The sequence below is a fragment of the Azospira sp. MPR-LB4 genome (assembly GCF_058809525.1).
Window position 1 is genome coordinate 1,716,343 of record NZ_CM179521.1, and the last position, 25,373, is coordinate 1,741,715.

The window sequence follows — 25,373 nt, forward strand, 5'->3', positions numbered from 1 at the left end:
GCCTGCCGGCCCCGGCCACGGGCGGGGGTCTGGGAAATACGGGAAGGGATGTGAAGCTGGCCGATAAGCCGGGTTCTGTTGGGCGTTGGAGGCGAACCTCCGCCGCCTGGCAGCCATTCCTCTAGGCGCCGTGTTACCACGGCGCTCAAGCAGCCTACCCGGGAGCAGCGCGAGCCACGCCTGATGCTCCCCTATTTGGCCTTGCTCCGAATGGGGTTTACCGTGCCGTCTGTGTCGCCACAGCCGCGGTGGGCTCTTACCCCGAACCGGCTTGCACCAGCCCGTCCGGACCTGAGGTCCGGCCACCGTTTCACCCTTGCCTGATCCCCGGTTTGCACCGGAGCCATCGGCGGTCTGCTCTCTGTTGCACTTTCCGTCGCCTTCGCCTTGCGGCTTATAGCGCCTGGCCGTTAGCCAGCATCCCGCTCTATGGAGCCCGGACTTTCCTCTCGGTACGAATACCCAGCGGCTGCCTGGCCAGCTTCACCCCGCCATTATACGGGCTTGGCGCGCCGCCCCGGACGGAATTGCCAGGTATCGGCGTAATAGTCCGGATTTTCGTTGTCCGGGGTCACCCCGGGCAGGCCCAGCAGCGGCAGGGGCTGCAGCTCCCGGGGCCGGCCGTGGTGGCCGGCGGCCAGCTCGGTCGCCAGGCGCGCATCCAGGGCCGAGAGGTCGCCCCGGTCCACCGCCGCCAGGACTGCCGCATCCACCTCGTAGAGAACCGCCTTGGCCGTCAGTCCGCAGAACGGGGCCAGCAGGGATTCATAGGTGGCGTGGCCGAACACCACCACCCGCAGGGAAGCGGCCAGGTCCGCCCGGCGCTGCCAGAACAGTTCCTGCCAGCGGAACTCCTGCAGCAGCTGCAGCAGGGAAGGGTCGGTGGACAGCACCAGGGCGCCGCACTCGTCAAAATGGGTCATGGCATCCCGGGCGCCGCCGCGCCCACTCCCCGGGGCATCGTCCCCGGCTGCCGCCAGGGCCTGCAGGTGGCGGCCGTTGATGGCCTGCTTGCTCAGGGGAAAGGCACACCACACCAGGGCGTTGAAGAAGTCGTGCCAGTTGTCGGGCCGGGTTTCCACCTGGCCGTTGGCGCCGATGCGCGCCTCGTAGCCCAGGCCGTCGTCCCGGGGCGGCGGAAAACTCAGGGGATGGCCGGTGGCCGAGCGCAACCCCAGACCGGCCGCCAGCGCCGTCAGGCCGGCCAGGGCGGCGGCATCGGGCACCGGCGGCCAGGGCGGCTGCAGCCGCGCCAGCCAGGGAGCCAGAGGCGCGAAGAGGGGATTGGCGTAGGGAGCCGGCCGGCTCACTGCTGGGTCGGCGCGGGCGCGGCGGGAGCCGTTGCGGCGGGTTCCGTGGCGGGGGCCGGCACCGCTTCCGCCGCCGCAGCCGGCGGCGTGGCGGGCTTGGGTTCCGGGGTGAAGACGAAGCGGTCGCCCTTCTCCTCGAACACGCCCACCTTGTCGCCCAGACCTTCCTGGGGGGCCGCCGCCAGCTTCTGGAAGCCTTTGCAGGTCTGGGTTTCGGTGAGGAAATAGGCCTCGCCCTGCTTCAGCACGAAGGTGCCGGGACCGGGCTGCCACAGCTCGACCCTGGTGTTGCGGGGAGCCGGATTGAGCAGGTGGATGCGCTGGCAGTCCGGCAGGCGGGCGGCGATGACGGCGAACTTCACCGTCTTCTCCCAGAAGAAGTTCTGCTCCCGGGAGACGCTGATGGCGTGGTCGCGGCCATCGATGCGATAGGCGGCGGCGTCATTGATGCAGCCGGCCAGCAGGGGCAGGGACAGCAGGGGCAGGAGCAGCAGGGGCTTCTTCATGGCAGGCATCCTCGGGGAAGCGGTGGCGCGGTCAGGTCGTCAGGCGACGAAGGTCCAGGGCAGGCTCTCGCCGGCCCGCAGGGGGGTCAGGCTGTCGCCGCTCAGGTAGGCCAGGCTGGCAGGCACGGCCTGGGCCTTCTTTTCCAGAGTGACCGTGCCGCTGTTGCGCGGCAGTCCGTAGAAGTCGGCGCCGTGGAAGCTGGCGAAGCCCTCCAGCTTGTCCAGGGCACCCGCATTGTCGAAGGCCTCGGCATACAGTTCCATGGCATGCAGGGCGGTATAGCAGCCGGCACAGCCGCAGGCAGCCTCCTTGGCGCCGGTGGCATGGGGCGCCGAGTCGGTCCCGAGGAAGAACTTGGGATTGCCCGAGATGGCCGCCTGCACCAGGGCCTGGCGGTGGGTCTCGCGCTTCAGCACCGGCAGGCAGTACCAGTGGGGGCGCACGCCGCCCTGGAAGATGGCATTGCGGTTGTAGAGCAGGTGGTGGGCGGTGATGGTGGCGCCGATGTTGGCGCCGCTCTCGGCAACGAAGGCCGCCGCGTCGGCGGTGGTGATGTGCTCGAACACCACCTTGAGGCCGGGGAAGTCCTTCAGCAGGGGCATCATGACGGTATCGATGAAAGCCTTTTCCCGGTCGAAGAGATCGATGGCCGGATCGGTGACTTCACCGTGCACCAGCAGGGGCAGGCCCCGCTTTTCCATCTCGGCCAGGGCCGCCGAGCACTTGGCCAGGCTGGTGACGCCGGCGTCGGAATTGGTGGTGGCGCCGGCGGGGTAGAGCTTGACCGCCTTGACGAAGCCGGAGGCCACGGCGGCGGTGATTTCGCTCGCCGGAGTCTTGTCCGTCAGGTACAGGGTCATCAGGGGCTCGAAGCTCATGCCGGCCGGCAGGGCGGTCAGGATGCGCTGACGGTAGGCGGCAGCCTGTTCCACCGTGGTCACCGGCGGCTTCAGGTTGGGCATGACGATGGCCCGGGCGAACTGGCGGGCGGTATGGGGCAGCACGGCGGCCAGGGCTTCGCCGTCGCGCAGGTGCAGGTGCCAGTCGTCGGGACGGGTGATGGTGATTTGCATGGAAGTTCTTCGTCAAAGGGCCTTGCGGCTGATAAACGTAATTTTAGCTGCCGCCCTGCCCCACTGTCTGTAGGGACTTGGGCCGCTGCGGCGGTCGCCTCAGCCGGCGTCCTTGAGGGCCAGGGCCTTCTGGTACAGCTCGTTCTTGGAGGCACCGGTGATTTCGGCCGCCAGCTTGGCGCACTGCTTCACCGGCAGGCCTTCTGCCAACAGTAGCCTGAGCACCCGCTCGCCGGCGCCGTCGTCCGCATCCTCCGGCGCGGCTTCCACCAGCAGCACGAACTCGCCGCGCTGGCGGTTGGCGTCGGCCTGCAGCCATTCCAGGGCCTCGCCCAGGGGACAGGCGTGAATGGTCTCGAAGAGCTTGGTCAGTTCCCGGGCGAAGACGATGGTGCGTTCCGGGCCGAAGGCGGCGGCCAGGGCCTCCACCGATTCCAGCACCCGGTGGGGCGCCTCGTAGAAGACCAGGGTGTAGGGCAGGGCCACCAGGGCCTCCAGCTCCTTCTGGCGCTGGCCGGCCTTGGCTGGGAGGAAGCCGTAGAAGAGGAAATGGGGGGCCATCAGGCCGGAGGCGGAGAGGGCCGTCACCGCGGCGCAGGCGCCGGGCAGGGGCACCACCTTGAAGCCCGCCTCCCGCACCCGGGCGACAATGCGGGCGCCGGGGTCGGAAACGGCGGGGGTGCCGGCATCGGAGACCAGGGCCACGGCCTCGCCGGCGGCCAGCTTGTCGATGACCCCCTGGGCGGCCTGTTCCTCGTTGTGCTGGTGGGCCGGCAGGAGGCGGGCGCCGCTGCCGAAGTGGCGCAGCAGGGGCTGGCTGTGGCGGGTGTCCTCGGCCGCCACCCAGGGCACCGCCTTGAGCACCTCGATGGCGCGCAGGCTCATGTCCTGGAGATTCCCCAGGGGGGTGGGGACCACATACAATGCAGATTCAATTGTCATCAATACTCGCGAGCCGGACCGTGAACACAGGCGCCAAAGATACCACGGCAGCAGCCCCCTCCCCCGCCCGGGACCCGCGGCAGGCCGACGGCAGCCTGGCCGAGGCGCGGGCCGCCGCCTGGCTGGAGGACCGGGGACTGAAGGTGCTGGCGCGCAACTACCGGGTCAGGGGCGGCGAAATCGACCTGGTCTGCCGCGACGGCCGCACCACGGTCTTCGTCGAGGTGCGCCTGCGCCGCAACGGGGATTTCGGCGGCGCCGCCGCCAGCATTACCCGGAAGAAGCAGCAGCGCCTGATCCTGGCGGCCCGCCACTGGCTGCAGGAACAGGGCGACAGCGCCTGCCGTTTCGACTGCGTGCTGTTGCAGGGCGAGGCGGCGAGCGCTCCCTTGGAATGGCTCAAGAATGCCTTCGACGCCGATTAGGATCTTCCTGCTCTCGTGCCTGCTGCTGGCGGCGCCGGTGGGGGCCGCCGAGGTGCGCATCCTGGTGCAGAGTTCGCCCCTGGCCGGCAGCCAGTATTACGGCAGCGACACCCTGTGGCCGGCCATGGCCGTGGGCGATCCCCTGACCCTGCACCGGGAGCCGGACAATCCCCACGATCCCCGGGCGGTGCGGGTGGAGTGGCGCAAGGCCAAGCTGGGCTACCTGCCCCGGGCGGAAAACGCCGCCGTGGCCGCCGCCCTGGACCGGGGCGAAGTGCTGGAAGCCCGCATCAGCCGGCTGACCCGCCACAGGAATCCCTGGCGGCGGGTGGAGGTGCAGGTATGGGTGCGCCTGTAGCTGTGGCGAAAAGAAAGTAGGCATGGCCCGGGAGGCAGGAAAGACGGCCATCCCCGCGATGCCATGCCGAGAAAGCGCATGCCTGCTACCTCTCCAGGCAGCCCCCTGAAAACGACAAGGGCACAGAATCACCTTCTCGGTGACCTCTGTGCCCTCTGTGGCCAACGCTTTTAAATCAGCGTCAGATCCAGCTCACCAGCCCGTACTGTTTCTTGCCCCGGCGCAGGATGGTGAAGCGGCCGAAGAGGCGCTCGCCTTCGCCGATCTGGTGCTCGATGCCTTCCACCTTCTGGCCGTTGATGGCCACGCTGCCGCTCTGGATGAAGGTGCGGGCTTCGGACTTGGACTTGGCCAGGTTGGCCGCCACCAGGGCGTCGATGAGGCCGCCCTGGGCCTTGTCGATGGCGACGCCGGGCATGCCGTCCTGGGCCAGCTGCTCCAGGTCGTTTTCCGTCAAAGAGGCCAGTTCGCCGGAGAACAGGCTGTGGGAAATGCGCTGGGCCGCCTTGAGGGCCTCGTCGCCGTGCACCAGGCGGGTGGCTTCCTCGGCCAGGATGCGCTGGGCTTCGGGCTTGCCGCCGCCGGCCTTGTCCGCCGCCTCGATTTCGGCGATGCGGGTCAGGGGCAGGAAGGTGAAGAACTTGAGGAACTTGTAGACGTCCGCGTCGCTGGTGTTGAGCCAGAACTGGTAGAAGGCGTAGGGGGAGGTCTTCTTCGGGTCGAGCCAGACGGCGCCGGATTCGGTCTTGCCGAACTTGGTGCCGTCAGCCTTGGTGATCAAGGGCACGGTCATGCCGTAGACCTGCTGCTGGTGCAGGCGGCGGGTCAGGTCGGTGCCGGCGACGATGTTGCCCCACTGGTCGGAGCCGCCCACCTGCAGGATGCAGCCGAAACGCTTGTACAGCTCGGCGAAGTCGTAGCCCTGCAGCAGGCTGTAGGAGAATTCGGTGTAGGAGATGCCCTGGTCTTCCCGCACCAGGCGCTGCTGCACCGATTCCTTCTTGATCATGGCGTTCACCGAGAAGTGCTTGCCGATGTCGCGCAGGAATTCCAGGCAGTTCATGCCGCTGAACCACTCGTAGTTGTTGGCCATGCGGGCGGCGTTGGGGCCGTCGAACTTGAGGAAGGGCATGACCTGGCCGCGGATCTTCTCCACCCAGGTGGCGATCACGTCGGGGGTGTTGAGCTTGCGCTCGGTGGCCTTGAAGCTGGGGTCGCCGATCATGCCGGTGGCGCCGCCCACCAGGGCGATGGGCTTGTGGCCGGCTTCCTGGAAGCGCTTCAGGATCAGCACCGGCACCAGATGGCCCAGGTGCAGGCTGTCGGCAGTGGGATCGAAGCCGCAATAGAGGGTCACCGACTCCTGGGTCAGCAGTTGATCGAGCGCCTGGGCGTCGGTCAGCTGGGCGATGAGCCCGCGATCGTGCAGATCCTGGATGAGGGGGGACTTGTACATTGCTATTTCTCCACGGCAGAACGGCTGGCCGCCCGGTGGCGGCCGCAAAGACGGGAGATTTTACCAGAGCCGGGGCGCCAGGCTGGCGCCGCCGGGCCGGTGAGAGAGAAAAGCGGGAAGCGGCGGAGCGGCCTCAGGCCACCTTGAGGGTTTTGCGGTAGCGGCTCAGGTCCTGCACCGTCTCGAAAGTCTGGTCGAAGAGGCTGGAGAGGTTGCGCAGGATGCCGCCCACCACCCGGGCTTCCCAGGTCTTGTCGAAACAGATCTGGGTGTCGAGCCAGCGTTCCAGCCATTCCGGGTCCGGCAGGCGGCTTTGCACCGTGTCGTTGGGGAAGAGGCTCTGGTTCACGTGCAGGTTGGTGGGGTGCAGGGGCTTGCCGGAACGGCCGCTGGCGGCCATCAGCATGCCCAGCTTGGCGAAGGCGGCCCGGGCGCTGTCGCCGAACTTGTCGATGGCCCGCTTCATGTACTTGAGGTAGGCGCCGCCGTGGCGGGCCTCGTCCCGGGAGATGTGGTCGTAGATGGCCTTGATCACCGGTTCGGTGTGCCATTCGCTGGCCCGGCGGTACCACTGGGTCAGACGCACTTCGCCGCAGAAATGCAGCATCAGGGTTTCCAGGGGCGGGGCCGGGTCGAACTCGAAGCGCACGGCGTGCAGCTCCTCCTCCGTCGGCACCAGCTCGGGACGGAAGCGGCGCAGGTATTCCTGCAGCACCAGGGAATGCTTCTGCTCTTCGTAGAACCAGATGGACATGAAGGCGGAAAAGTCGGAATCGTCCTTGTTGTCCCGCAGGAACATCTCCGTGGCCGGCAGGGCGGACCATTCGGTGATGGCGTTCATCTTGATGGTGATGGCCTGCTCGTCAGAGAGCAGGCCGGCGTCGAACTGGTCCCAGGGAATGTCGTCGGCCATGTTCCAGCGGGCTTTTTCCAGGCTGGTGAAGAGTTCCGGGTAGAGCATTTTTATGTTTTCTCTGTTGGAGTTGGGGGCGCGCAGCTACAGACAGCGCCAATGCCTCCCGGTTCCCTGCTTTTTTGCAGCGTCTGCCTCCGTGCGGGGGCCTGGGCCGGGAACCCGGAGCCGCCAGTTGCTGTCTTGAGTAAGCCGGGCTGCTGGCCTGGAGCGACCGACCTGCCCCTGCCCGGAGGATTCATGTCCCGACTTGCCGCCCGAGTTCTGCCCGCCCTCCTCGTCCTGTTCAGCCTGATAGGAACCGCCATGCCGGCCAGCGCCGCCGATTGCCCGCCCCTGCTGCAGCACACCTTCCCCGCCCTGCAGGACGAAAAGCCCCAGCCCCTCTGCCAGTACGCCGGCAAGGTGCTGCTGGTGGTCAATACCGCCTCCTACTGCGGCTTCACCAACCAGTACGACGGCCTGGAAGACCTCTACGCCGAACTGAAGGGCCAGGGCCTGGTGGTGCTGGGCTTCCCGGCCAACGACTTCGGCCAGCAGGAACCGGGCTCCAACCAGGAGATCGCCGATTTCTGCCGCCTCACCTACGGCGTGCGCTTCCCCATGCTGGCCAAGACCTCGGTGGTGGGCAAGGACGCCAACCCCTTCTACCAGGCCCTGGCCAAGGCCACGGGCCAGGTGCCGCAATGGAATTTCCACAAGTACCTGATCGACCGCAGCGGCAAGACCGTGCTGTCCTTCGGCAGCCGCACCACGCCCAACGACCCCCAGCTGCGCCAGGCCATCCAGCGCTTCCTGGCCCAGCCCTGAACGACAAAAAGGCGCCACGCCGCCCCCAACCCCACGGAGAGACGATATGAATGCACCGGACAAGATGTTCCACCTGCCCGATGTCCAGGCCACCCCGGATCAGCGCCAGCTGGCGATCCAGAAGGTGGGCGTGAAGGGCCTGCGCTATCCCCTGGCCCTGGCCGCCGCCGACGGCGCCGTGCAGCACACGGTGGCCGAGCTGACCATGGCTGTGGGCCTGGCGCCGGAGGTGAAGGGCACCCACATGTCCCGCTTCGTCGAAATTCTCGAACGCCCCCGGGGCGCCCTGCAGGCGGCGGACCTGCCGGCCCTGCTGCAGGAAATGCTGGGCCACCTGCAGGCCGAGAGCGGCAGCATCGACCTGGCCTTCCCCTACTTCATCGCCAAGGCAGCCCCGGTTTCCGGCGTTTCCAGCCTGCTCGACTACGACGTGCGCCTGCAGGTGGAGCAACAGCCCGGCGCCCCGATCCGCACCACCCTGGCGGTGACCGCCCCGGTCACCAGCCTCTGCCCCTGCTCCAAGAAGATTTCCGAATACGGCGCCCACAACCAGCGCTCCCACATCACCATCAGCGCCGAACTGCGCCAGCCCATGGCGGTGGAGGAACTGGTGCGCCTGGCCGAGGAGGAAGCCTCCTGCGAGGTCTTCGGCCTCTTGAAGCGCCCGGACGAGAAGTGGGTCACCGAACGGGCCTACGACAATCCCAAGTTCGTCGAGGACCTGGTGCGGGACATCGCCCTGCGCCTCATGGCCGAGCCCCGCGTCGGCCGCTGGTCGGTGGCATCGGAGAATTTCGAGTCCATCCACAACCACTCGGCCTACGCCGAACTGTGCGGCGAAAATGTCTGAGACCCGGCGCCTGAAACCCGGCGCCTGAAACCCGGCGCCTGAGGCCCGACCGCCAAGACCCGGCGACCTGAGGCAGGGCACGGGATTCATCCAAGCCCTGCCCTGAAACGCAAGAGGGGCGCCATTCTCCGGCATGCATTGCCGAAGAATGGCGCCCCTTCTGCTTTAGCGGGCACCCGTTGTGAGACGACGCCTCAGAACAGGAAGGGCTGCTTTTCCTGGGCCTGAGCCGGCGCCACCGCCCCCTCGCCGTTGGCGAAGACCTTGACCTGGCGCGGCTTCAGCCACACCTGCTGGCCGGCCGTCAGGCCCAGCACCTGCTGGCGCTCCCGGGTCAGTTCCACTTCCACCAGTTCCCCCTGGTGGATCACCTCCACCCGCACCAGGGGGCCGATGGTCTGCACGTAGCTGACCTTGGCCTCCAGGGATTCGGGTGTGGCCACGGTGTCGATGTCGATATCGTGGGGGCGGATGAAGGCCACCGCCTCCTGGCCGGCGGGCACGTCGTCCCGGGCCACCTCGGCCCAGGCGCCATGGACCCGGCTGTGGAAGACGTTCACGTTGCCGAGGAACTGATAGACGAAGGGACTGGCCGGGTTGGAATAGACCTCGTCCGGGGAACCCACCTGTTCGATGCGGCCCTTGTTCATCACCACCACCCGGTCCGCCACTTCCAGGGCCTCTTCCTGGTCGTGGGTGACGAAGACGGAAGAGATGTGCATCTCGTCGTGCAGGCGGCGCAGCCAGCGGCGCAGTTCCTTGCGCACCTTGGTGTCGAGGGCGCCGAAGGGCTCGTCCAGCAGCAGCACCTTGGGTTCCACCGCCAGGGCCCGGGCCAGGGCGATGCGCTGACGCTGACCGCCGGAAAGCTGGGTCGGGTAGCGGTCCGCCAGCCAGTCCAGCTGCACCAGGGAGAGCAGGTCCATGACCCGCTTGCGGATCTCGGACTCGCAGGGCCGCTCCTTGCGCGGCTTGACCCGCAGGCCGAAGGCCACGTTCTCGAACACGTTCATGTGGCGGAACAGGGCGTAGTGCTGGAAGACGAAGCCCACCTGGCGCTCCCGGGCGTGGAGGTGGGTGGCCTCGCTGCCTTCGAACATGACCTGGCCCTCGTCCGCCGTTTCCATGCCGGCGATGATGCGCAGCAGGGTGGTCTTGCCGCAGCCGGAAGGACCGAGCAGGGCCACCAGCTCGCCGGTGGGAATGGAAAGGGAGACGTCGTCGAGGGCGACGAAGTTGCCGAAACGCTTGGCGATGTTGCGGATTTCGATACTCATGGCGGCAGGCTCAGTTGGTTTTCTCGGGGGGCAGTTCGGCGGTCAGCATCGCGGTCTCGGCCCGCATGCGCCACTCCACCAGGGTCTTGGCCACCAGGGTGACCAGGGCCAGGAGGGCGAGGACGGAGGCCGAGGCGAAGGCGCCGATGGCGTTGTATTCGTTGTAGAGAATTTCCACGTGCAGGGGCAGGGTGTTGGTCTCGCCGCGGATGTGGCCGGAGACCACGGAGACGGCGCCGAACTCGCCCATGGCCCGGGCGTTGGCCAGGATCACCCCGTACAGCAGGCCCCACTTGATGTTGGGCAGGGTCACCCGCCAGAACATCTGGAAGCCGGAGGCGCCGAGGGAGACGGCGGCCTCCTCCTCATCCTTGCCCTGGGCCTGCATCAGGGGAATCATTTCCCGGGCGACGAAGGGGAAGGTGACGAAGAGGGTGGCCAGGATGATGCCGGGCACGGCGAAGACGATCTTCACGTCGTGCTCGGCGAGCCAGGGACCGAAATAGCCCTGGGCGCCGAACATCAGCACGAAGATGAGGCCGGCGATGACCGGGCTGACGGCGAAGGGCAGGTCGATCAGGGTGATCAGCAGGCTCTTGCCGCGGAACTCGAACTTGGCGATGGCCCAGCTGGCGGCAATACCGAAGGCCACATTGAGGGGCACGGCGATGGCCGCCACCGCCAGAGTCAGGGTCACGGCACTGCGGGCCTCCGGGTCCAGGAGGCCGTTGACATAGGCTTCCCAGCCGCCCCGCAGGGCTTCGGCGAAGACCGCCGCCAGGGGCACGCCGAGGAACAGGGCGAGGAAGGCGAAGGCCAGGGTCAGCAGGGTGTAGCGCACCCAGGCCGGTTCGGTATTGGCACGGCGCACGCTCATTGCTCGCCTCCGGTATTACGGTTGTTGTGTCGGTTGGCGGCCCACCACTGCAGGCCGTTGATGGCCAGCAGCAGGACGAAGGAAATGCCCAGCATCACCACCGCCAGGGCGGTGGCGCCCACGTAGTCGTACTGCTCCAGCTTGGAAATGATGAGCAGGGGCGTGATCTCGGAAATGAGGGGCATGTTGCCGGCGATGAAGATCACCGAGCCGTATTCCCCCACGGCCCGGGAGAAGGACAGGGCGAAACCGGTGAGCAGGGCCGGGAAGATGGCGGGGAAGATGATGCGGCGGAAGGTCTGCCAGCGGGAGGCGCCCAGGGTGGCGGCGGCCTCCTCCACTTCCGGCTCGATGTCCTCGATCACCGGCTGCAGGGTGCGCACCACGAAGGGCAGACCGATGAAAGTGAGGGCCACGACGATGCCCAGGGGCGTGTACGCCACCTTCAGGCCCAGGGGCTCCAGGTACTTGCCGATCCAGCCGTTGGTGGAATACAGGGTGGCCAGGGTGATGCCGGCCACGGCGGTGGGCAGGGCGAAGGGCAGATCGACGAAGGAGTCGATCAGGCGCTTGCCGGGGAAGTCGTAGCGCACCAGCACCCAGGCCACGATGAGGCCGAAGAAGGCGTTGATGACGGCGGCCAGGGCCGAGGCGCCGAAGGTGACGCGATAGGCGGCGAGGGCCCGCTCGGTGGTGGCGATGTCCCAGAACTGGGCGAAGGTCAGGGCGGTGGACTTGAGCACCAGGCCGCCCAGGGGGATCAGCACCAGCACCGAGAGATACACCAGGGTGTAGCCCAGGGCCAGGCCGAAGCCGGGGAGGACGTTGTTTTTCTTGGCTGACATGGGTTTCTCAAACGACGGCGCCGGGGAGCCTTGCAGGCCGGCCCGGCGCCGTGGGGGTCGGGGGCGGGGGTGGATTACTTCTGCACGTAGAGCTGGTCGAAGGAACCGCCATCGACGAAGTGGGCCTTGGCCGCCTTGCTCCAGCCGCCGAACACTTCATCCACGGAGAAGGTCTTGATGTTGGGGAACTGGGCGGCATACTTCTTCAGCACTTCCGCATCCCGGGGCCGCAGGTAGTTCTGGGCGGCGTTCTCCTGGCCTTCCTTGGACCACAGGTAGTCCAGGTAGGCCTGGGCCTGCTTGCGGCTGCCCTTCTTGTCCACCACCTTGTCCACCACGGCCACCGGGAACTCGGCCAGAATGGAAACGCTGGGATAGACCACCTCGAACTCGCCGCGGCCGAATTCCTTGGCGATCAGCTCGGCCTCGGACTCGAAGGTGACCAGCACGTCGCCCAGGCGGCGCTGCATGAAGGTGGTGGTGGCATCCCGGCCGCCGGCGGCGAACAGGGGGGCGTTCTTCAGGATCTTGCCTACGAATTCCAGGGCGCTCTTGTCGTTGCCGCCGGGCTGCTTGAGGGCGTAGCCCCAGGCGGCCAGGTAGGTGTAGCGGCCGTTGCCGGTGTTCTTGGGGTGGGGCACGATCACTTCGACGCCGGACTTGGCCAGGTCGGACCAGTCCTTCAGGGCCTTGGGGTTGCCCTTGCGCACAATGAACACCATGGTGGAGGTGTAGGGCGAGGCGTTGTTGGGGAATTTCTTGGCGTAGTCCTTGGCCACCAGGCCCTTGTCGGCCAGGTAATCGACGTCGGTGGCCTGGTTCATGGTCACCACGTCCGCTTCCAGGCCATCGGCCACGGCCCGCACCTGCTTGGAGGAACCGCCGTGAGACTGCTTCACCTCCACCTTTTCACCGGCCTTGGCCTGCCAGTGCTTGGTGAACATGGGGTTGTAGTCCTTGTAGAAATCCCGGGCCACATCGTAGGAGGCGTTGAGCAGGGTGACATCGGCCAGGGCCGGGGCGACCAGGCCGCCCGCCAGGAGCAGGGCGGCGAACAGGCGGGAAACGGGGGAAACGGCGTTCTTCATGGGGGTTCCTTCCAGCGATGGCTGACTCTTCAGAAGCGAACTCTAAACAAGGTGTTTAGAACCACAAAGCTTCTTTGGCTATTTGTTTATTTGAGAAAACGCATAAAGCAAAGGCCCGTACGGCCCTTGCCCGTCACACCGGCAGGCGGCTCTCGCTGCGCTGCCAGTCGCCCTTGAGCAGGGGAATCTGGTGCGGCGGCACCGGCTTGCTGAACAGGTAGCCCTGCAGTTCGTCGCAATCCAGGTCGCTCAGCACCTGCCACTGGGCCTCGGTCTCCACCCCTTCGGCGACGGTGCGCATGCCCAGGCCGTGGGCCAGGAGGATCACCGCCCGCACCACAGAGCGCGCCTCCCGGTCGTCCAGGAGGCGGGAGACGAAGCTGCGGTCGATCTTCACCTCGTCCACCGGATACCGGGAGAGATAGGAAAGGGAGGAATAGCCGGTGCCGAAATCGTCGATGGAGACCCGCACCCCGGCCTGGCGCAGGGTGCTGAAGATGGCCAGGATCTGTTCCGGGTCATCGGCCAGGGAGCTTTCCGTCAGCTCCAGCTCCAGGCCAGCCGGGTCGATGCCGCTCTGGGTCACCACCTGCAGCACCTCCTGGGCGAAGTCCCAGCGCCGCAGCTGGCGGGCCGAGACATTCACCGCCACCCGCGGCACCGGCACCCCCTGCTCCTGCCAGGCCCGCAGCTGGCGGCAGGCGGCCACCAGGCACCAGTGGCCGATGGCGTCGATGAGGCCGGCGTTTTCCGCCAGGGCGATGAAGCTGTCGGGCATCACCAGGCCCCGGGTCGGATGGCGCCAGCGCACCAGGGCCTCGACCCCGGCGATGCGGCCGCTGCTGGCACCGATCTGGGGCTGGTAGTAGAGCAGCAGCTGTTCGCCCTCGACGGCCCGGCGCAGGTCGTTCTCCAGTTCCAGCCGCTCCAGGGAACGCTCGTTGTGGCTGGCGATGAAGAAGCGGTAGGCCGCCCGGCCGCCGTCCTTGGCCGCGTACATGGCCACGTCGGCATGCTTGAGCAGGGACTCCCCGTCCTCCCCGTCGGCCGGGTAAAGGGCGATGCCGATGGAGGTGGAGGCAAAAATCTCCCGCTCCCCGAGCCGTACCGGCTGGTCGAACTGGGCCAGCAGCTTGCCGGCGACGATGCTGGCATCCTCCGCCGACAGCACTTCGGGCAGCAGCAGGACGAACTCGTCGCCGCCGAGGCGGGCCAGGGTGTCACCCTCCCGCAGGCAGAGGCTGAGGCGGGCCCCCACTTCCTTGAGCAGCAGGTCGCCCTGGTCGTGGCCCAGGGTGTCGTTCACCGCCTTGAAGCGGTCCAGGTCCAGCAGCAGCACCGCCAGCTTGCGCCGGGAACGGTGGGCCTGGCGCAGGGCGTTTTCCAGGCGGTCGTAGAAAAGGCGGCGGTTGGGCAGGCCGGTGAGGGGGTCGTGGTAGGCCAGGTGGTGGATGTGGGCCTCGGCCTGCTTGCGGTCGGTGATATCGGTGAACAGGCCCACGTACTGGCTGACCTGGCCGGCCCCGTCCTTGATGGCGGTAATGGACAGCCACTCCGGATAGGTCTCGCCGGACTTGCGCCGGTTGATCACTTCGCCCTGCCACTTGCCCTGCTCCTGCAGGCTCTGCCACATCTGGGCATAGAAGGCCGGATCGTGCTGGCCCGAGGCCAGGATGTGGCCCGGCGCCCGGCCCCGGGCGTCCGCCTCGGAATAGCCGGTGACCTCGGAGAAGGCCGGATTGACCGACTGGATGCGGCCCCGGGCATCGGTCACCACCATGGCCTCGCCCAGGCTGTCGAAGACCCTGGCCGCCAGATGCAGGCGGGCCTCGGCCTGCTTGATTTCGCTGATGTCGCGGAAGGAGGCCACGTAGCCGGCCTGGTCGGCGTCGCCCTCGCCGCCCCGCAGGGGCGCCCCCAGCACGGCCACCGGGAAGGCACTGCCGTCGCTGCGCACGAAATCGTCCTCGCCCTCGAACACGGCGCCGGTGGCCAGGGCCCGGGCCAGGCCGGAAACCTCGGCCGGCGCCGCGCCGGGCCACAGCACCGTGGCGGCATCGCGGCCGAGCAGGCCGCCCGGCGCCGCCCCCAGCAGGGCTTCGGCCCGCTGGTTGGCGAAGGTGATGCGGCCGCCCCGGTCCAGGGCCAGGATGCCTTCGGCCAGGGTATTGGCGATGTTGTCGAGGAAGGCATGGCTGTGGCCCAGCTCCAGGGCCGACTTCTTCAGCTCCACCATGATGTAGACCACGGTGGCGATGAGGAACAGGGCAAACAGGGCCAGCAGCAGGCGGTAGCTTTCTGCCTGCTTCAGGTCCTGGCGGTAGATTTCGCTGTAGTCCCGGTAGGAGGCCTCCAGGCTGCCGGCGAAGGGGCTGCCGGTGAGTTCGTTGAGCAGGCTCTCCACGTCCAGGCGATGGCGCAGCACCTGCTGGCCGTGGGCCGTCATCAGCAGCACCTGGCGCCGCACCTCCAGGGGCCAGCCGACGACCTGGTCCTGCAGGGCGGAGAGGTCGGCGGCCACCGCCGGCATGTCGTCGGCCTCGCCGCGGATGAGGAACTCCATGATTTCCCGCCCCACCGTCGCCAGCAGGGCGCTGTGGGGCACGCTGCCGCGGCCGTCCGGGCTGTCGCTGGCACGCAGGAGCTGGCTGGAGAGATTGAGGAAGTGGTCCTGGGAATTGCGCAGCAGGGCATTCTGCTGCTTGAAGCGCTCCAGTCCTTCCCGCTTTTCCTGCCACAGGGCCAGCACCGGGGTCATGGCCTCGCTGCCGTGGCGCTGCAGTTCTGCCTGCAGGCGTTGCAGCAGGGCGGAAATGCGCTCGTCCGCCGCCGCCACCGCGTCGTAGTCCTGCAACTGGCGGTGGCGCAGCTTGAGCAGGTCCTGGTTGAGGCGGGCGTCCAGGGCGACGATCTCATGCACCAGGGCCTCGACCCGGGCCTGCTCGGCGACGTCGGCCCCGGTGCTGCGCTGGAACAGCCCCACCAGGATGACGGTGAGGATCAGCACCAGCAGCCAGGGGGCGGCACCCTTCCAGGACGGCAGGCGGGTCATGGCCGCACGTCCCCGTTGAGGGACTGCAGGAAGGTGACGATCAGGGTCACGTCCCGGGCCGGCAGTTCCACGCCCAACTGGTAGCGCCCCATGAGGGCCACCGCCTCTTCCAGGGAGGAAGTGGCGGCATCGTGGAAATAGGGGGCGGTGAGCGCCACGTTGCGCAGGGTCGGCACCTTGAACACATGCCGGTCCTCGTCCCGGCCGGTGACGTTGAAACGTCCCATGTCGGCGGCGGTCAGGGCCTTCTTGTTGGCGAAGTAGTTGTCCATGACGCCGAAGCGCTGGAACAGGTTGCCGCCCACATTCACCCCCTGGTGGCAGGAAGAGCAGCCGTGGCGCTTGAACAGGCGGTAACCGGCCTTTTCCTCGTCGGACAGGGCGGTGTCGTCGCCTCGCAGCCAGCGGTCGAAGCGGGAGGGGGTGAGCAGGGAGCGTTCGTACTCGGCAATGGCGTGGCGTACCGTGGCCGCCGTCAGCCCGGCCGGGTAGGCACTGGCGAAGCGGCTGCGCAATTCCTTGTCGGCCTGCAGCTTGGCCAGCACCTGGTCCCAATCCGCCGCCATTTCCAGCGGATTGTGCACCGGACCTTCCACCTGCTCCTCCAGGGTGGCGGCGCGGCCGTCCCAGAACTGGCGGAAATTGAAGGCGGCATTGAGCACCGTGGGGGCATTGATGCCGCCCTTCTTGCCGTCCACCCCGCGGGACACCGGCATGCCGTCGGCACCACCCCGCTGCAGGTCATGGCAGCCGGCACAGGCCAGGGAGTCGTCGCGGGAGAGGCGGGGATCGTTGAAGAGGAGGCGCCCCAGAGCCACCTTGGCCGGGTCCACCGGCAGGCTGTCGGGCAGGGGCAGCAGGGGCTCGCCGGGGCGGATCGGGGTGGTCGCCAGCAGGGCGGGCATGGGTTCGACCGCGGCATCGGGCGAGGCCGCCAGGCGCGGATACAGCAAGGCCCCCACCGCCGTAACGGCCAGTACGCAGATCACTGCGAACAGGCGCAAATTGGGAAGACCTGCCGGCTTCGCCATGGACGTGCTCCAACCTCGTTGAACTCGGCGCTTCCGGTCTGATGCCGGAATCCACCCTTAACCGACAGCATAAAACAAAAAAGGGACAGGCTCGCGCCTGTCCCTTTTTATCGAATCTTGGTGGCCAGTCGCGGAATCGAACCACGGACACGCGGATTTTCAATCCGCTGCTCTACCAACTGAGCTAACTGGCCAAAAACGAAGGCCGCATTGTAGCCACGACCTACCGACCTGTCAAAGACTTTGTGACATTTATTTCGCAACGCCCTCACACCGACCCCGGCGGCGGCAGGGAGCGGTTCCAGGCGGAGGCCAGGGGCGCATCTTCGGCCAGCTCGGGACGGGGCTCCTGGTAGGCGGGGAAAACCACCCGGGCGATGCTGCCCTGGCCCTTGGGATTGGGCCGCAGGCTGGCCTGGGCGTGATGCAGCTCGGCGATCTCGCGGACGATGGGCAGGCCCAGGCCGGAGCCTTCGGTGCCCGCATCGTCCACCCGGTAGAAGCGCTCGAAGACCAGTTCGGACTGCTCCTCGGTGATGCCGATGCCGCTGTCCTCGATCTCCAGCACCACTTCCGATTCGCCGCCCTCGCTGCGCCGGCGCACCACCCGGCAGGTGACCTGGCCGCCCACGGGGGTGTAGCGCAGGGCGTTGTCGATGAGGTTGTTGATCATTTCCCGCAGCAGGAAGGAGTTGCCCTCGATCTCGGTGGCGCCGTCGGCAGGCTCGTAGCCCATGTCGATGTAGTTCTCCAGGGCCCGCATGACCCAGTCCTCGACGATCTCCCGCAGCAGCTTGTCCAGGTTCATGGGCGCCAGGGGCTGGCTGGCGGCGCCGCTGCCGGCCTCGGCCCGGGCCAGGGTGAGCAGCTGGTTCACCAGATGGGAGGCCCGGTCCACCGCCCCGGCCATCTGCCGCAGGGCGTACAGCAGGCGCTCCGGGTCGTTCTCCCGCATGGCCAGCTGGGCCTGGGTCTTGAGGCCGGTGAGGGGGGTGCGCATCTGGTGGGCGGCGTCGGCGATGAAGCGGGTCTGGGCCTCCATGTTGCGCTCCATGCGCTCCAGCATGCCGTTGAAGGCCTCGATCAGGGGCTGCAGTTCTTCCGGCACCTTGCGCGTGTTGATGGGCGAAAGATCGCCGGGACGTCGGGCCTCGATGCGGCTGCGCAGCTTGGTCAGGGGTTTCAGCCCCTGGGAGAGGCCGAACCAGACCAGGATCACCGCCAGGGGAATGATGACGAACTGGGGCAGGATGACGCTGGCGATGATCTTGTTGGCCAGCTGGGAGCGTTTTTCCAGGGTCTCGCCCACTTCCACCACCAGCCAGCGGTCGTCGGGCCGGTTGGGATCGGCGAGGAACTGGTAGGCGATGCGCAGGTCCTGGCCGTTGAATTCGCCGTCGCGGAAGCTGATCTCGCCGGTGTCGTCCCGGGGCCGCACCAGCTCGGGGGCCACCGGCAGTTCCTTGTCGCCGGCCAGGCGCGTGCCTTCCCGGGTGACGACATGGAAATAGACGCTGTCCACCTCGTCGGCCCGCAGCACGGCCCGGGCCGAGCCGGAAAGGTTGATCACCGGCTTGCTGTCGCTGTAGCGGATCTGCCGGGCGATGGCGTTCACGTTCTCCCGCAGGGCCTGGTCGTAGGGATAGCCGGCGACGATGTTGGCGAAGTAGTGGGTGATGGCGATGCTGATGGGCCAGACGAAAAGCAGGGGCGCCAGCATCCAGTCCAGGATTTCCCCGAACAGGGACCGCTGGGCGTCGCCCCCCTCCTTAGCGGCCGGCGCCGGGTTCTTGCGGCTTTTCAAGGCAGTAACCGAGTCCGCGCACGGTGGCGATGCGCACCCCGCCGGATTCCAGCTTCTTGCGCAGGCGGTGGATGTACACCTCGATGGCGTTGTGGCTCACCTCCTCGCCCCAGCCGCACAGGTGGTCCACCAGCTGATCCTTGGAAACCAGGCGGCCGACCCGGGAGAGGAGGATTTCCAGCAGCCCCAGTTCCCGGGCCGAGAGGTCCAGGTTCTGGCCGTCCAGCTGGGCCACCCGGCCGGCCTGGTCGTAGGTCAAGGCACCGCAGGTGATGACCGGGGCGGTGCCGGAGGAGCGCCGGGTGAGGGCCCGCACCCGGGCCTCCAGTTCGGCCAGCTCGAAGGGCTTGGCCATGTAATCGTCGGCCCCCAGGTCCAGGCCCTTGACCCGGTCGCCGGTGCCGTCGAGAGCGGTGAGGATCAGCACCGGCAGCTGCACATTGCGGGCCCGCAGGCGCTTCAGCACCTCCAGCCCGGGCAGCTTGGGCAGGCCCAGGTCGAGGATGAGCAGGTCGTAGGAATTGGTCATCAGGGCCGTGTCGGCCTCCAGACCCGTATAGGCGCAGTCGACGGCGTAGCCGCCCTGCCGCAGGGAACGGGAAAGCCCGTCCGCGATGATTTTGTCGTCTTCAGCCAGGAGTATGCGCATGGAGGATAAGAGCCTGATCCGCGTAAGTTTTATGTAAGCCCGCGCCCTTAATCTGGCGCCGCTGTTCTCCTTTTATGGTCTTAGGAGTCTCGCTTCGGCGGGACTCGGGGGGCGGTTCGATTCCTGCACCGAATCGTCCCCTGCCATCTTTCTTGCGCGCTTTTTCTGTGCGTGCTGCGTTCCCGCCTCCGCTTCGTCCTCGCTCGGCCACTGGCCAAAAACCGCCTCTGGCGCCGCTTTCCGCCGCACGGACGTTCCTTACGGGAACCTTTTCAGTGTAACAAATTCGCCCCTCTCCGGTTGCTGCGCCGCGTCATGGACGGCACTGCCAGTTCCATCCGGACGGCATCATTTCATTCAAATGAATGAAATGGCACAATGGAGCCATTCAAAGCGCCGGCCATCCCCCAGGCGCCGCATCCTCCGCGGAGAATCCCCATGCCCTCCCCTGCCCCCACCTCCATCGCCCGCCGGGCCGTGCCCCTGGTCCTGGTCGCCGTGCTGCTGCTCGGCGGCGCCATCGCCTACCGCCTGCGCCCGCCGGTCCTGCCCCCCGGCATCGCCCTCGGCAACGGACGCCTGGAAGCCATCGAAGTGGATGTGGCGACCAAGGTGGCGGGCCGCCTGGCCGAGGTCAACGCCCGGGAAGGGGACAGCGTGCCGCTCAACGCAGTCCTCGCCCGCCTCGACGCCGAGGACCTGGCCGCCCAGCTGCAGGCGGCCGAAGCCCAGATCCGCCAGGCCCGGGAAAGCACCCGGGAAGCCAAGGCCGGAGTGAACAGCGCCGCCAGCCAGCGGCGCCTGGCCCAATCCACCCTGAAGCGGACCGAAGCCCTGGTGCAAAAGGGCTACGTCACCGGCAACAAGCTGGACCAGGACCAGAGCACCCTGCAGACCGCCGACGCGGCCCTGGCCGCGGCCCAGACCCGGGTAGCCGAAGCCGTGGCGGCGGTGGAATCGGCCCAGGCCAAGGCCGAGGCCCTGCGCGTCAGCCTGCGCGACACCGCCCTGCGGGCACCCCTGGCAGGCCGGGTGCTGTACCGCCTGGCCGAACCGGGCGAGGTGCTGGCCGCCGGCGGCAAGGTGCTGACCCTGCTGGACATGAACGACATGTACCTGACCATCTACCTGCCCACGGCGGAAGCGGGCAAGGTGGCCGTGGGCGACGAGGCCCGCATCGTCCTCGACGCCCTGGAGGCACCCATTCCCGCCCGGGTCAGCTTCGTCGCGCCGAAGGCCCAGTTCACGCCCAAGGAAGTGGAAACCCGCAACGAGCGGGAAAAGCTCATGTTCCGCCTGAAGCTGCGGGTGGAACCGGAATGGCTGGCCCAGCACGCCGACCTGGCCAAGCCCGGCATGCCCGGCGTCGGCTACGTGCGCACCGCCGCCGACGTAGCCTGGCCCGCCAAGCTGCAGCTGCGCTGATCCCGCCTCCGGCCCTGCCCCAACCACTCCCACTCCCGGCCCGCCACCATGGCCTCACTGGACACCGCCGCTCCCGTCGCCCGCCTCGCCGGCATCAGCCTGCGCTATGGCCAGGTTGATGCCCTGGCGGACGTCACCCTGGACCTGCCCGCCGGCGGCATGGTGGGGCTGATCGGCCCGGACGGCGTCGGCAAGTCCTCCCTCCTGGCCCTGGTGGCCGGGGCCCGCAAGATCCAGACTGGACGAGTGGAAGTGTTCGGCGAGGACATGGGCAGCGCCCGGGTGCGGCCCCGCCTGCAGCCGCGCATCGCCTACATGCCCCAGGGCCTGGGCAAGAACCTCTACCCCACCCTGTCGGTGGCGGAAAACGTGGATTTCTTCGGCCGCCTCTTCGGCCAGGGCAAGGCCGAGCGGCAGCGGCGCATCGACGAACTGCTCGCCGCCACCAACCTCTCCCCCTTCCGCGACCGGCCGGCGGCCAAGCTCTCCGGCGGCATGAAGCAGAAGCTGGGACTGTGCTGCGCCCTCATCCACGACCCGGACCTGCTGATCCTGGACGAGCCCACCACCGGCGTTGATCCCCTCTCGCGGCGCCAGTTCTGGGAACTGATCGACCGCATCAGGGCCCGCCGCCCGGGCATGAGCGTGCTGGTGGCCACCGCCTACATGGAAGAGGCGGAGCGCTTCGACTGGCTGGTGGCCATGGACGCCGGCCGCATCATCGGCACCGGCAGTGCCGCCGAGCTGAAGGCCCGCAGCGGCGCCGCCACCCTGGAGCAGGCCTTCATCAGCCTGCTGCCGGAGGAACGGCGCCAGGCCCACAGCCAACTGGTGATCCCGCCCCTGCCGCCGGACGGCCACGACTTCGCCATCGAGGCGGAGGGCCTGACCCAGCGTTTCGGCGACTTCACGGCGGTGGACCGGGTCAGCTTCCAGATCGGCAAGGGCGAGATTTTCGGCTTCCTCGGCTCCAACGGCTGCGGCAAGACCACCACCATGAAAATGCTCACCGGCCTGCTGCCGCCGACCCAGGGCAAGGCCAGCCTGTTCGGCAGGACGGTGGACGCCAACAACCTGGAGACGCGCAAGCAGGTGGGCTACATGTCCCAGGCCTTCTCCCTCTACGGCGAGCTGACGGTGGCCCAGAACCTGGACCTGCACGCCCGCCTCTTCCACCTGCCGCCGGAGAAGATCGGCCCGCGCATCGCCGCCCTTTCCGAACGCTTCGACCTGACGCCCTACGCCGACGCCCCGGCGGCGGACCTGCCCCTGGGCATCCGCCAGCGACTCTCCCTGGCGGTGGCGGTGGTGCATGAGCCCCGCCTGCTGATCCTGGACGAGCCCACTTCCGGCGTCGATCCCATCGCCCGGGACCAGTTCTGGGCCCTGCTGGTGGAACTGTCCCGGGAACAGGGGGTGACCATTTTCATCTCCACCCACTTCATGAACGAGGCCGAGCGCTGCGACCGCATCAGCCTCATGCACGCCGGCAAGGTGCTGGCCAGCGACACCCCGGCCGCCCTGCAGGCCGCCCGGGGCGCCGATTCCCTGGAAGCGGCCTTCATCTCCTACCTGGAGGAAGCCAGCGGCGCCGCCCCGGCCCAGCCCCAGAACCCGACGCCCGCCGAAGCCCAGCCCGCGCCGACGGCAGCGGCGCGGGCACCCCACCGGCACAAGGCCTTCAGCCTGCGCCGCCTGCTCGGCTACGCCTACCGGGAAGCCCTGGAGCTGCGCCGCGACACCATCCGCCTCACCTTCGCCCTGCTCGGCTCGGTGCTGCTGATGTTCGTGCTCGGCTACGGCATTTCCATGGATGTGGAAGGCCTGCGCTTCGCCGTGCTGGACCGGGACCAGTCCCCCGAGTCCCGGGACTACATCGACAACATCGCCGGCTCCCGCTACTTCCTGCAGCAGCCGCCCATCGCCGACAGCGCCGAGCTGGAGCGGCGCATGCGCGATGGGGAACTGACGGTGGCCCTGGAAATCCCCCCCAATTTCGGCCGGGACCTGCACCAGGGACGCTCGCCGGAAGTGGGGGCCTGGGTGGACGGGGCCATGCCTTACCGGGGCGAGACCACCCGGGGCTACGTCCAGGGCCTGCACCAGCAGTACATCGTCAAGCTGGTGACCGAGGCCACCGGCACCGCCCCCACCCTGACCTGGACCGACGTGGCCCTGCGCTACCGCTATAACCAGGACTTCCGCAGCATCTACGCCATGGTGCCGGCGGTGATTCCCTTGCTGCTGGTGTTCATCCCGGCCATCCTCATGGCCCTGGGCGTGGTGCGGGAAAAGGAGCTGGGCTCCATCACCAACCTCTACGTGACCCCGGTCAGCCGCCTCGAATTCCTCATCGGCAAGCAGCTGCCCTACGTGGTGGTGTCCATGCTCAGCTTCTTCGCCCTGGCCCTGCAGGCGGTGCTGGTCTTCGGCGTGCCGATCAAGGGCAGCTTCCTCGCCCTGGCCTGCGGCGCCCTGCTCTACGTGGTGTGCACCACCGGCCTGGGCCTGCTCATTTCCACCTTCACCAAGACCCAGATCGCCGCCCTCTTCGGCACCGCCATCCTGACCATGCTGCCGACGGTGCAGTTCTCCGGCCTCACCACCCCGGTGGCCTCCCTGGTGGGCGGCGCCTACTGGATCGGCCAGTTCTTCCCCGCCACCTACTTCCTGGTCATCAGCCGCGGCGTGTTCACCAAGGCCCTGGGCTTTGCCGACCTGGGACAGCAGTTCCTCGCCCTGGCCTGCTTCATCCCGGTGCTGACCCTCATTTCCCTGGCCCTGCTGCCCAAGCAGGAAAAATAGGAAACGACCATGGACCGCCACGGCACGCTGGCCAACATCTTCCGCCTGGGGCTCAAGGAGCTGCGCAGCCTGTGGGCCGACAAGGTACTGCTGGTGCTGATCGTCTGGGCCTTCACCGGCGGCATCTACAGCGCCGCCAAGGGCGTCTCCCAGGAACTGCGCAACGCCCCGGTGGCGGTGGTGGACGAGGACCGTTCGCCCCTTTCCGCCCGCCTCATCGGCGCCCTGACGCCGCCCTACTTCAAGACGCCGGACCTCATTTCCATGGCCCAGATGGACCGGGCCCTGGACCAGGGCCGCTATTCCTTTTCCCTGGTCATCCCCGCCAATTTCCAGCGGGATCTGAAGGAAGGCCGGCGCCCGACCCTGCAGCTGAACATCGACGCCACGGTGATGAGCCAGTCCTTTATCGGCGCCAGCTACATCCAGAGCATCGTCGCCGGGGAACTCAACGAATACCTCACCGGCAAGCGGGACAGCAGCGCCCCGCCGATCCGCCTCACCACCCGGGTGCGCTTCAACCCCAACCTCACCGGCTTCTGGTTCGGCGGCGTCATGGAGGTGATCAACAACATCAACATGCTGACCATCATCCTGGTGGGGGCCGCCTTCATCCGGGAGCGGGAGCACGGCACCCTGGAGCACCTGCTGGTGATGCCCCTGACCCCCTTCGAGATCATGATGGCCAAGGTCTGGGCCAGCGGCGCCGCCGTGCTGCTGGCCGCCAGCGTCGGCCTCATCGCCGTGATCCAGGCCATCATGCAGGTGCCCATCGCCGGCTCCGTGCCCCTGTTCCTCTGCGGCGCCGCCCTCTACCTCTTCTCGGCCGCCTCCATCGGCATCTTCCTCGGCACCATCGCCCGTTCCATGCCCCAGTTCGGCCTGCTCTTCATCCTCACCATCGTGCCCCTGCAGCTTCTCTCCGGCGGCGTCACGCCCCGGGAGAGCATGCCGGAAGTGGTCAGCGACATCATGCTCGGCGCCCCCATCACCTACTTCGTGCGCCTGGCCCAGGCCATCCTCTACCGGGGCGCCGGCCTCGACACGGTGTGGCCCGAGTTCCTCGCCATCACCGGCATCGGCGCCATCTTCTTCCTCATCGCCCACGCCCGCTTCCGCAAGTCGGTGACCCAGACCCAGGTGTAGGACGCGCCATGGCCGAACTGCCCGAACTGCACAGCGACGACACCCGGGAACGGCTCCTGGCCGCCGGCCTGGCCCTCTTCGGCCGCCACGGCTACGACGGCGTCACCACCCGCATGCTGGCCGCCGCCGCCCGGGTGAACCAGTCGGCCATTCCCTACCACTTCGGCGGCAAGGAAGGGGTGTACCGGGCCGTCGCCGAATTCATCGCCGCCGAGATGGGGCCCCGCATCCAGAGCCTGACCCGGGAGGCGGAACAACGCCTGCAGAACCCGGCCACCGACCCGGGCGAGCTGCTGGTGCAGGTGGTGCGGGATCTGGCCGCCGCCTCCTTCGTCCCCGGCCATCCCCTGGCCTGGTTCATCTTCCTCACCCGGGAGCAGTTCCACCCCACGCCGGCCTTCGACGTGCTCTACGAGCGCTTCACCCGCCCCGGCCACACCCTGGTCAGCCGGCTCCTGGCCCGGGTCACCGGCCAGCCGGAGGAATCGCCCGAGAACCTGCTGCTGGCCCACGCCCTGATCGGCGCCATGGTCGCCTTCGGCTCCGCCCGCGCCACCCTGCAGCGGCGCCTGGGCTGGTTGGAAAGCGATTACGAGCCGGCCCAGCTGCAGGCCATGCTGGCGGTCATCGAGCAGCACTGCCGGGCCACGGTGGCGGGCCTGGGACGGCTGGCCTGAGAGACATCAGGGACGCCACTCTCCAGGCAGACATGACGGAGATGGCCGCCGAT

22 protein-coding genes, 1 tRNA gene and 1 other RNA gene are annotated in these 25,373 nt (G+C 67.9%); 8 read left to right on the forward strand and 16 right to left on the reverse strand.

Going from position 1 to position 25,373, the window contains the following annotated elements; all coding sequences use genetic code 11:
• Positions 1-48: 48 nt before the first annotated feature.
• The 5 genes from rnpB to rsmI form a co-directional block, all read right to left on the reverse strand.
• Positions 49-485, reverse strand: an RNA gene (gene rnpB, locus AC3QLZ_RS07995) — RNase P RNA component class A.
• 9 nt (positions 486-494) lie between these two features.
• On the reverse strand, positions 495-1,310 hold the full coding sequence (locus tag AC3QLZ_RS08000) for a DUF3025 domain-containing protein (protein WP_014235369.1): 816 nt from the start codon (positions 1,308-1,310) through the stop codon (positions 495-497).
• Positions 1,307-1,816: a hypothetical protein gene (locus AC3QLZ_RS08005; RefSeq protein ID WP_014235370.1), complete on the reverse strand. Its 510-nt coding sequence runs from the start codon at positions 1,814-1,816 to the stop codon at positions 1,307-1,309. The genes AC3QLZ_RS08000 and AC3QLZ_RS08005 overlap by 4 nt, the downstream gene beginning before the upstream one ends.
• 39 nt (positions 1,817-1,855) lie before the next feature.
• Complete coding sequence (pyrC, locus tag AC3QLZ_RS08010; protein WP_014235371.1) at positions 1,856-2,890, reverse strand: dihydroorotase; 1,035 nt, start codon at positions 2,888-2,890, stop codon at positions 1,856-1,858.
• Positions 2,891-2,989: 99 nt separating this feature from the next.
• A complete protein-coding gene (gene rsmI, locus AC3QLZ_RS08015; protein ID WP_014235372.1) occupies positions 2,990-3,832 on the reverse strand; it encodes a 16S rRNA (cytidine(1402)-2'-O)-methyltransferase in 843 nt (280 codons plus the stop codon).
• 20 nt (positions 3,833-3,852) lie between these two features.
• Here rsmI and AC3QLZ_RS08020 point away from each other — a divergent pair, with 20 nt between their 5' ends.
• Positions 3,853-4,257 carry a YraN family protein gene (locus AC3QLZ_RS08020; RefSeq protein WP_014235373.1) on the forward strand — a complete coding sequence of 135 codons (405 nt, stop codon included), beginning with the start codon at positions 3,853-3,855 and terminating at the stop codon, positions 4,255-4,257.
• Entirely contained in the window at positions 4,238-4,615 is a 378-nt protein-coding gene (locus AC3QLZ_RS08025; RefSeq protein ID WP_014235374.1) for an HIRAN domain-containing protein, read from the forward strand. Before AC3QLZ_RS08020 ends, AC3QLZ_RS08025 begins: the two co-directional genes overlap by 20 nt.
• Positions 4,616-4,796: 181 nt before the next feature.
• On the opposite strand, the gene tyrS is transcribed toward AC3QLZ_RS08025, so the two are convergent.
• On the reverse strand, positions 4,797-6,071 hold the full coding sequence (gene tyrS, locus AC3QLZ_RS08030; protein WP_014235375.1) for a tyrosine--tRNA ligase: 1,275 nt from the start codon (positions 6,069-6,071) through the stop codon (positions 4,797-4,799).
• 133 nt (positions 6,072-6,204) lie between these two features.
• Positions 6,205-7,032, reverse strand: a complete 828-nt coding sequence (locus tag AC3QLZ_RS08035) for a ferritin family protein (RefSeq protein ID WP_014235376.1) — start codon at positions 7,030-7,032, stop codon at positions 6,205-6,207.
• Between the two features lie 192 nt (positions 7,033-7,224).
• Between AC3QLZ_RS08035 and AC3QLZ_RS08040 the strand changes: the two genes are divergently transcribed.
• Entirely contained in the window at positions 7,225-7,794 is a 570-nt protein-coding gene (locus AC3QLZ_RS08040; protein ID WP_014235377.1) for a glutathione peroxidase, read from the forward strand.
• Between the two features lie 46 nt (positions 7,795-7,840).
• Positions 7,841-8,644: a GTP cyclohydrolase FolE2 gene (gene folE2 / locus AC3QLZ_RS08045; RefSeq protein WP_014235378.1), complete on the forward strand. Its 804-nt coding sequence runs from the start codon at positions 7,841-7,843 to the stop codon at positions 8,642-8,644.
• Between the two features lie 194 nt (positions 8,645-8,838).
• Here the strand turns inward: folE2 and AC3QLZ_RS08050 are convergent, their stop codons facing one another.
• The 9 genes from AC3QLZ_RS08050 to AC3QLZ_RS08090 all read right to left on the reverse strand — a co-directional run bounded on the left by AC3QLZ_RS08050 (position 8,839) and on the right by AC3QLZ_RS08090 (position 19,267).
• Entirely contained in the window at positions 8,839-9,921 is a 1,083-nt protein-coding gene (locus tag AC3QLZ_RS08050; protein WP_014235379.1) for a sulfate/molybdate ABC transporter ATP-binding protein, read from the reverse strand.
• A 10-nt stretch (positions 9,922-9,931) separates the two neighbouring features.
• Positions 9,932-10,798 carry a sulfate ABC transporter permease subunit CysW gene (cysW, locus tag AC3QLZ_RS08055; RefSeq protein ID WP_014235380.1) on the reverse strand — a complete coding sequence of 289 codons (867 nt, stop codon included), beginning with the start codon at positions 10,796-10,798 and terminating at the stop codon, positions 9,932-9,934.
• Positions 10,795-11,643: a sulfate ABC transporter permease subunit CysT gene (cysT, locus tag AC3QLZ_RS08060; protein ID WP_014235381.1), complete on the reverse strand. Its 849-nt coding sequence runs from the start codon at positions 11,641-11,643 to the stop codon at positions 10,795-10,797. The genes cysW and cysT overlap by 4 nt, the downstream gene beginning before the upstream one ends.
• Positions 11,644-11,717: 74 nt before the next feature.
• Complete coding sequence (locus AC3QLZ_RS08065; protein ID WP_014235382.1) at positions 11,718-12,731, reverse strand: sulfate ABC transporter substrate-binding protein; 1,014 nt, start codon at positions 12,729-12,731, stop codon at positions 11,718-11,720.
• 133 nt (positions 12,732-12,864) lie between these two features.
• Positions 12,865-15,783 (reverse strand): EAL domain-containing protein, encoded by a 2,919-nt coding sequence (locus AC3QLZ_RS08070; protein WP_014235383.1) that lies wholly within the window; start codon positions 15,781-15,783, stop codon positions 12,865-12,867.
• Positions 15,780-16,814, reverse strand: coding sequence for a cytochrome-c peroxidase (locus AC3QLZ_RS08075; RefSeq protein WP_014235384.1), 1,035 nt, complete (start codon positions 16,812-16,814; stop codon positions 15,780-15,782). The genes AC3QLZ_RS08070 and AC3QLZ_RS08075 overlap by 4 nt, the downstream gene beginning before the upstream one ends.
• Before the next feature lie 118 nt (positions 16,815-16,932).
• Positions 16,933-17,008, reverse strand: a tRNA-Phe gene (locus AC3QLZ_RS08080).
• A gap of 74 nt (positions 17,009-17,082) precedes the next feature.
• Entirely contained in the window at positions 17,083-18,618 is a 1,536-nt protein-coding gene (locus AC3QLZ_RS08085) for a sensor histidine kinase (RefSeq protein ID WP_014235385.1), read from the reverse strand.
• A complete protein-coding gene (locus AC3QLZ_RS08090) occupies positions 18,584-19,267 on the reverse strand; it encodes a response regulator transcription factor (RefSeq protein ID WP_014235386.1) in 684 nt (227 codons plus the stop codon). Before AC3QLZ_RS08090 ends, AC3QLZ_RS08085 begins: the two co-directional genes overlap by 35 nt.
• A 438-nt stretch (positions 19,268-19,705) precedes the next feature.
• Here AC3QLZ_RS08090 and AC3QLZ_RS08095 point away from each other — a divergent pair, with 438 nt between their 5' ends.
• From AC3QLZ_RS08095 to AC3QLZ_RS08110, 4 genes are read left to right on the forward strand one after another with little or no spacing between them, the layout of a single operon-like run.
• Positions 19,706-20,692 (forward strand): HlyD family secretion protein, encoded by a 987-nt coding sequence (locus AC3QLZ_RS08095; protein ID WP_014235387.1) that lies wholly within the window; start codon positions 19,706-19,708, stop codon positions 20,690-20,692.
• Between the two features lie 48 nt (positions 20,693-20,740).
• Entirely contained in the window at positions 20,741-23,497 is a 2,757-nt protein-coding gene (gene rbbA / locus AC3QLZ_RS08100) for a ribosome-associated ATPase/putative transporter RbbA (RefSeq protein WP_014235388.1), read from the forward strand.
• A 9-nt stretch (positions 23,498-23,506) separates the two neighbouring features.
• The gene (locus AC3QLZ_RS08105) at positions 23,507-24,643 is read left to right on the forward strand and encodes an ABC transporter permease (protein WP_014235389.1); all 1,137 of its coding nucleotides are present in this window, start codon (positions 23,507-23,509) and stop codon (positions 24,641-24,643) included.
• A gap of 8 nt (positions 24,644-24,651) precedes the next feature.
• Complete coding sequence (locus tag AC3QLZ_RS08110; protein WP_014235390.1) at positions 24,652-25,320, forward strand: CerR family C-terminal domain-containing protein; 669 nt, start codon at positions 24,652-24,654, stop codon at positions 25,318-25,320.
• Positions 25,321-25,373: the final 53 nt, after the last annotated feature.

What these genes read in the sequence shown, in the direction of transcription:
- AC3QLZ_RS08005 (WP_014235370.1), bottom strand. Translation starts at nt 1,816, where the DNA reads ATGAAGAAGCCCCTGCTGCTCCTGCCCCTGCTGTCCCTGCCCCTGCTG.
- pyrC (WP_014235371.1), bottom strand. Translation starts at nt 2,890, where the DNA reads ATGCAAATCACCATCACCCGTCCCGACGACTGGCACCTGCACCTGCGC.
- rsmI (WP_014235372.1), bottom strand. Translation starts at nt 3,832, where the DNA reads ATGACAATTGAATCTGCATTGTATGTGGTCCCCACCCCCCTGGGGAAT.
- AC3QLZ_RS08025 (WP_014235374.1), top strand. Translation starts at nt 4,238, where the DNA reads ATGCCTTCGACGCCGATTAGGATCTTCCTGCTCTCGTGCCTGCTGCTG.
- tyrS (WP_014235375.1), bottom strand. Translation starts at nt 6,071, where the DNA reads ATGTACAAGTCCCCCCTCATCCAGGATCTGCACGATCGCGGGCTCATC.
- AC3QLZ_RS08035 (WP_014235376.1), bottom strand. Translation starts at nt 7,032, where the DNA reads ATGCTCTACCCGGAACTCTTCACCAGCCTGGAAAAAGCCCGCTGGAAC.
- AC3QLZ_RS08040 (WP_014235377.1), top strand. Translation starts at nt 7,225, where the DNA reads ATGTCCCGACTTGCCGCCCGAGTTCTGCCCGCCCTCCTCGTCCTGTTC.
- folE2 (WP_014235378.1), top strand. Translation starts at nt 7,841, where the DNA reads ATGAATGCACCGGACAAGATGTTCCACCTGCCCGATGTCCAGGCCACC.
- AC3QLZ_RS08050 (WP_014235379.1), bottom strand. Translation starts at nt 9,921, where the DNA reads ATGAGTATCGAAATCCGCAACATCGCCAAGCGTTTCGGCAACTTCGTC.
- cysW (WP_014235380.1), bottom strand. Translation starts at nt 10,798, where the DNA reads ATGAGCGTGCGCCGTGCCAATACCGAACCGGCCTGGGTGCGCTACACC.
- cysT (WP_014235381.1), bottom strand. Translation starts at nt 11,643, where the DNA reads ATGTCAGCCAAGAAAAACAACGTCCTCCCCGGCTTCGGCCTGGCCCTG.
- AC3QLZ_RS08065 (WP_014235382.1), bottom strand. Translation starts at nt 12,731, where the DNA reads ATGAAGAACGCCGTTTCCCCCGTTTCCCGCCTGTTCGCCGCCCTGCTC.
- AC3QLZ_RS08070 (WP_014235383.1), bottom strand. Translation starts at nt 15,783, where the DNA reads ATGACCCGCCTGCCGTCCTGGAAGGGTGCCGCCCCCTGGCTGCTGGTG.
- AC3QLZ_RS08075 (WP_014235384.1), bottom strand. Translation starts at nt 16,814, where the DNA reads ATGGCGAAGCCGGCAGGTCTTCCCAATTTGCGCCTGTTCGCAGTGATC.
- AC3QLZ_RS08090 (WP_014235386.1), bottom strand. Translation starts at nt 19,267, where the DNA reads ATGCGCATACTCCTGGCTGAAGACGACAAAATCATCGCGGACGGGCTT.
- AC3QLZ_RS08095 (WP_014235387.1), top strand. Translation starts at nt 19,706, where the DNA reads ATGCCCTCCCCTGCCCCCACCTCCATCGCCCGCCGGGCCGTGCCCCTG.
- rbbA (WP_014235388.1), top strand. Translation starts at nt 20,741, where the DNA reads ATGGCCTCACTGGACACCGCCGCTCCCGTCGCCCGCCTCGCCGGCATC.
- AC3QLZ_RS08105 (WP_014235389.1), top strand. Translation starts at nt 23,507, where the DNA reads ATGGACCGCCACGGCACGCTGGCCAACATCTTCCGCCTGGGGCTCAAG.
- AC3QLZ_RS08110 (WP_014235390.1), top strand. Translation starts at nt 24,652, where the DNA reads ATGGCCGAACTGCCCGAACTGCACAGCGACGACACCCGGGAACGGCTC.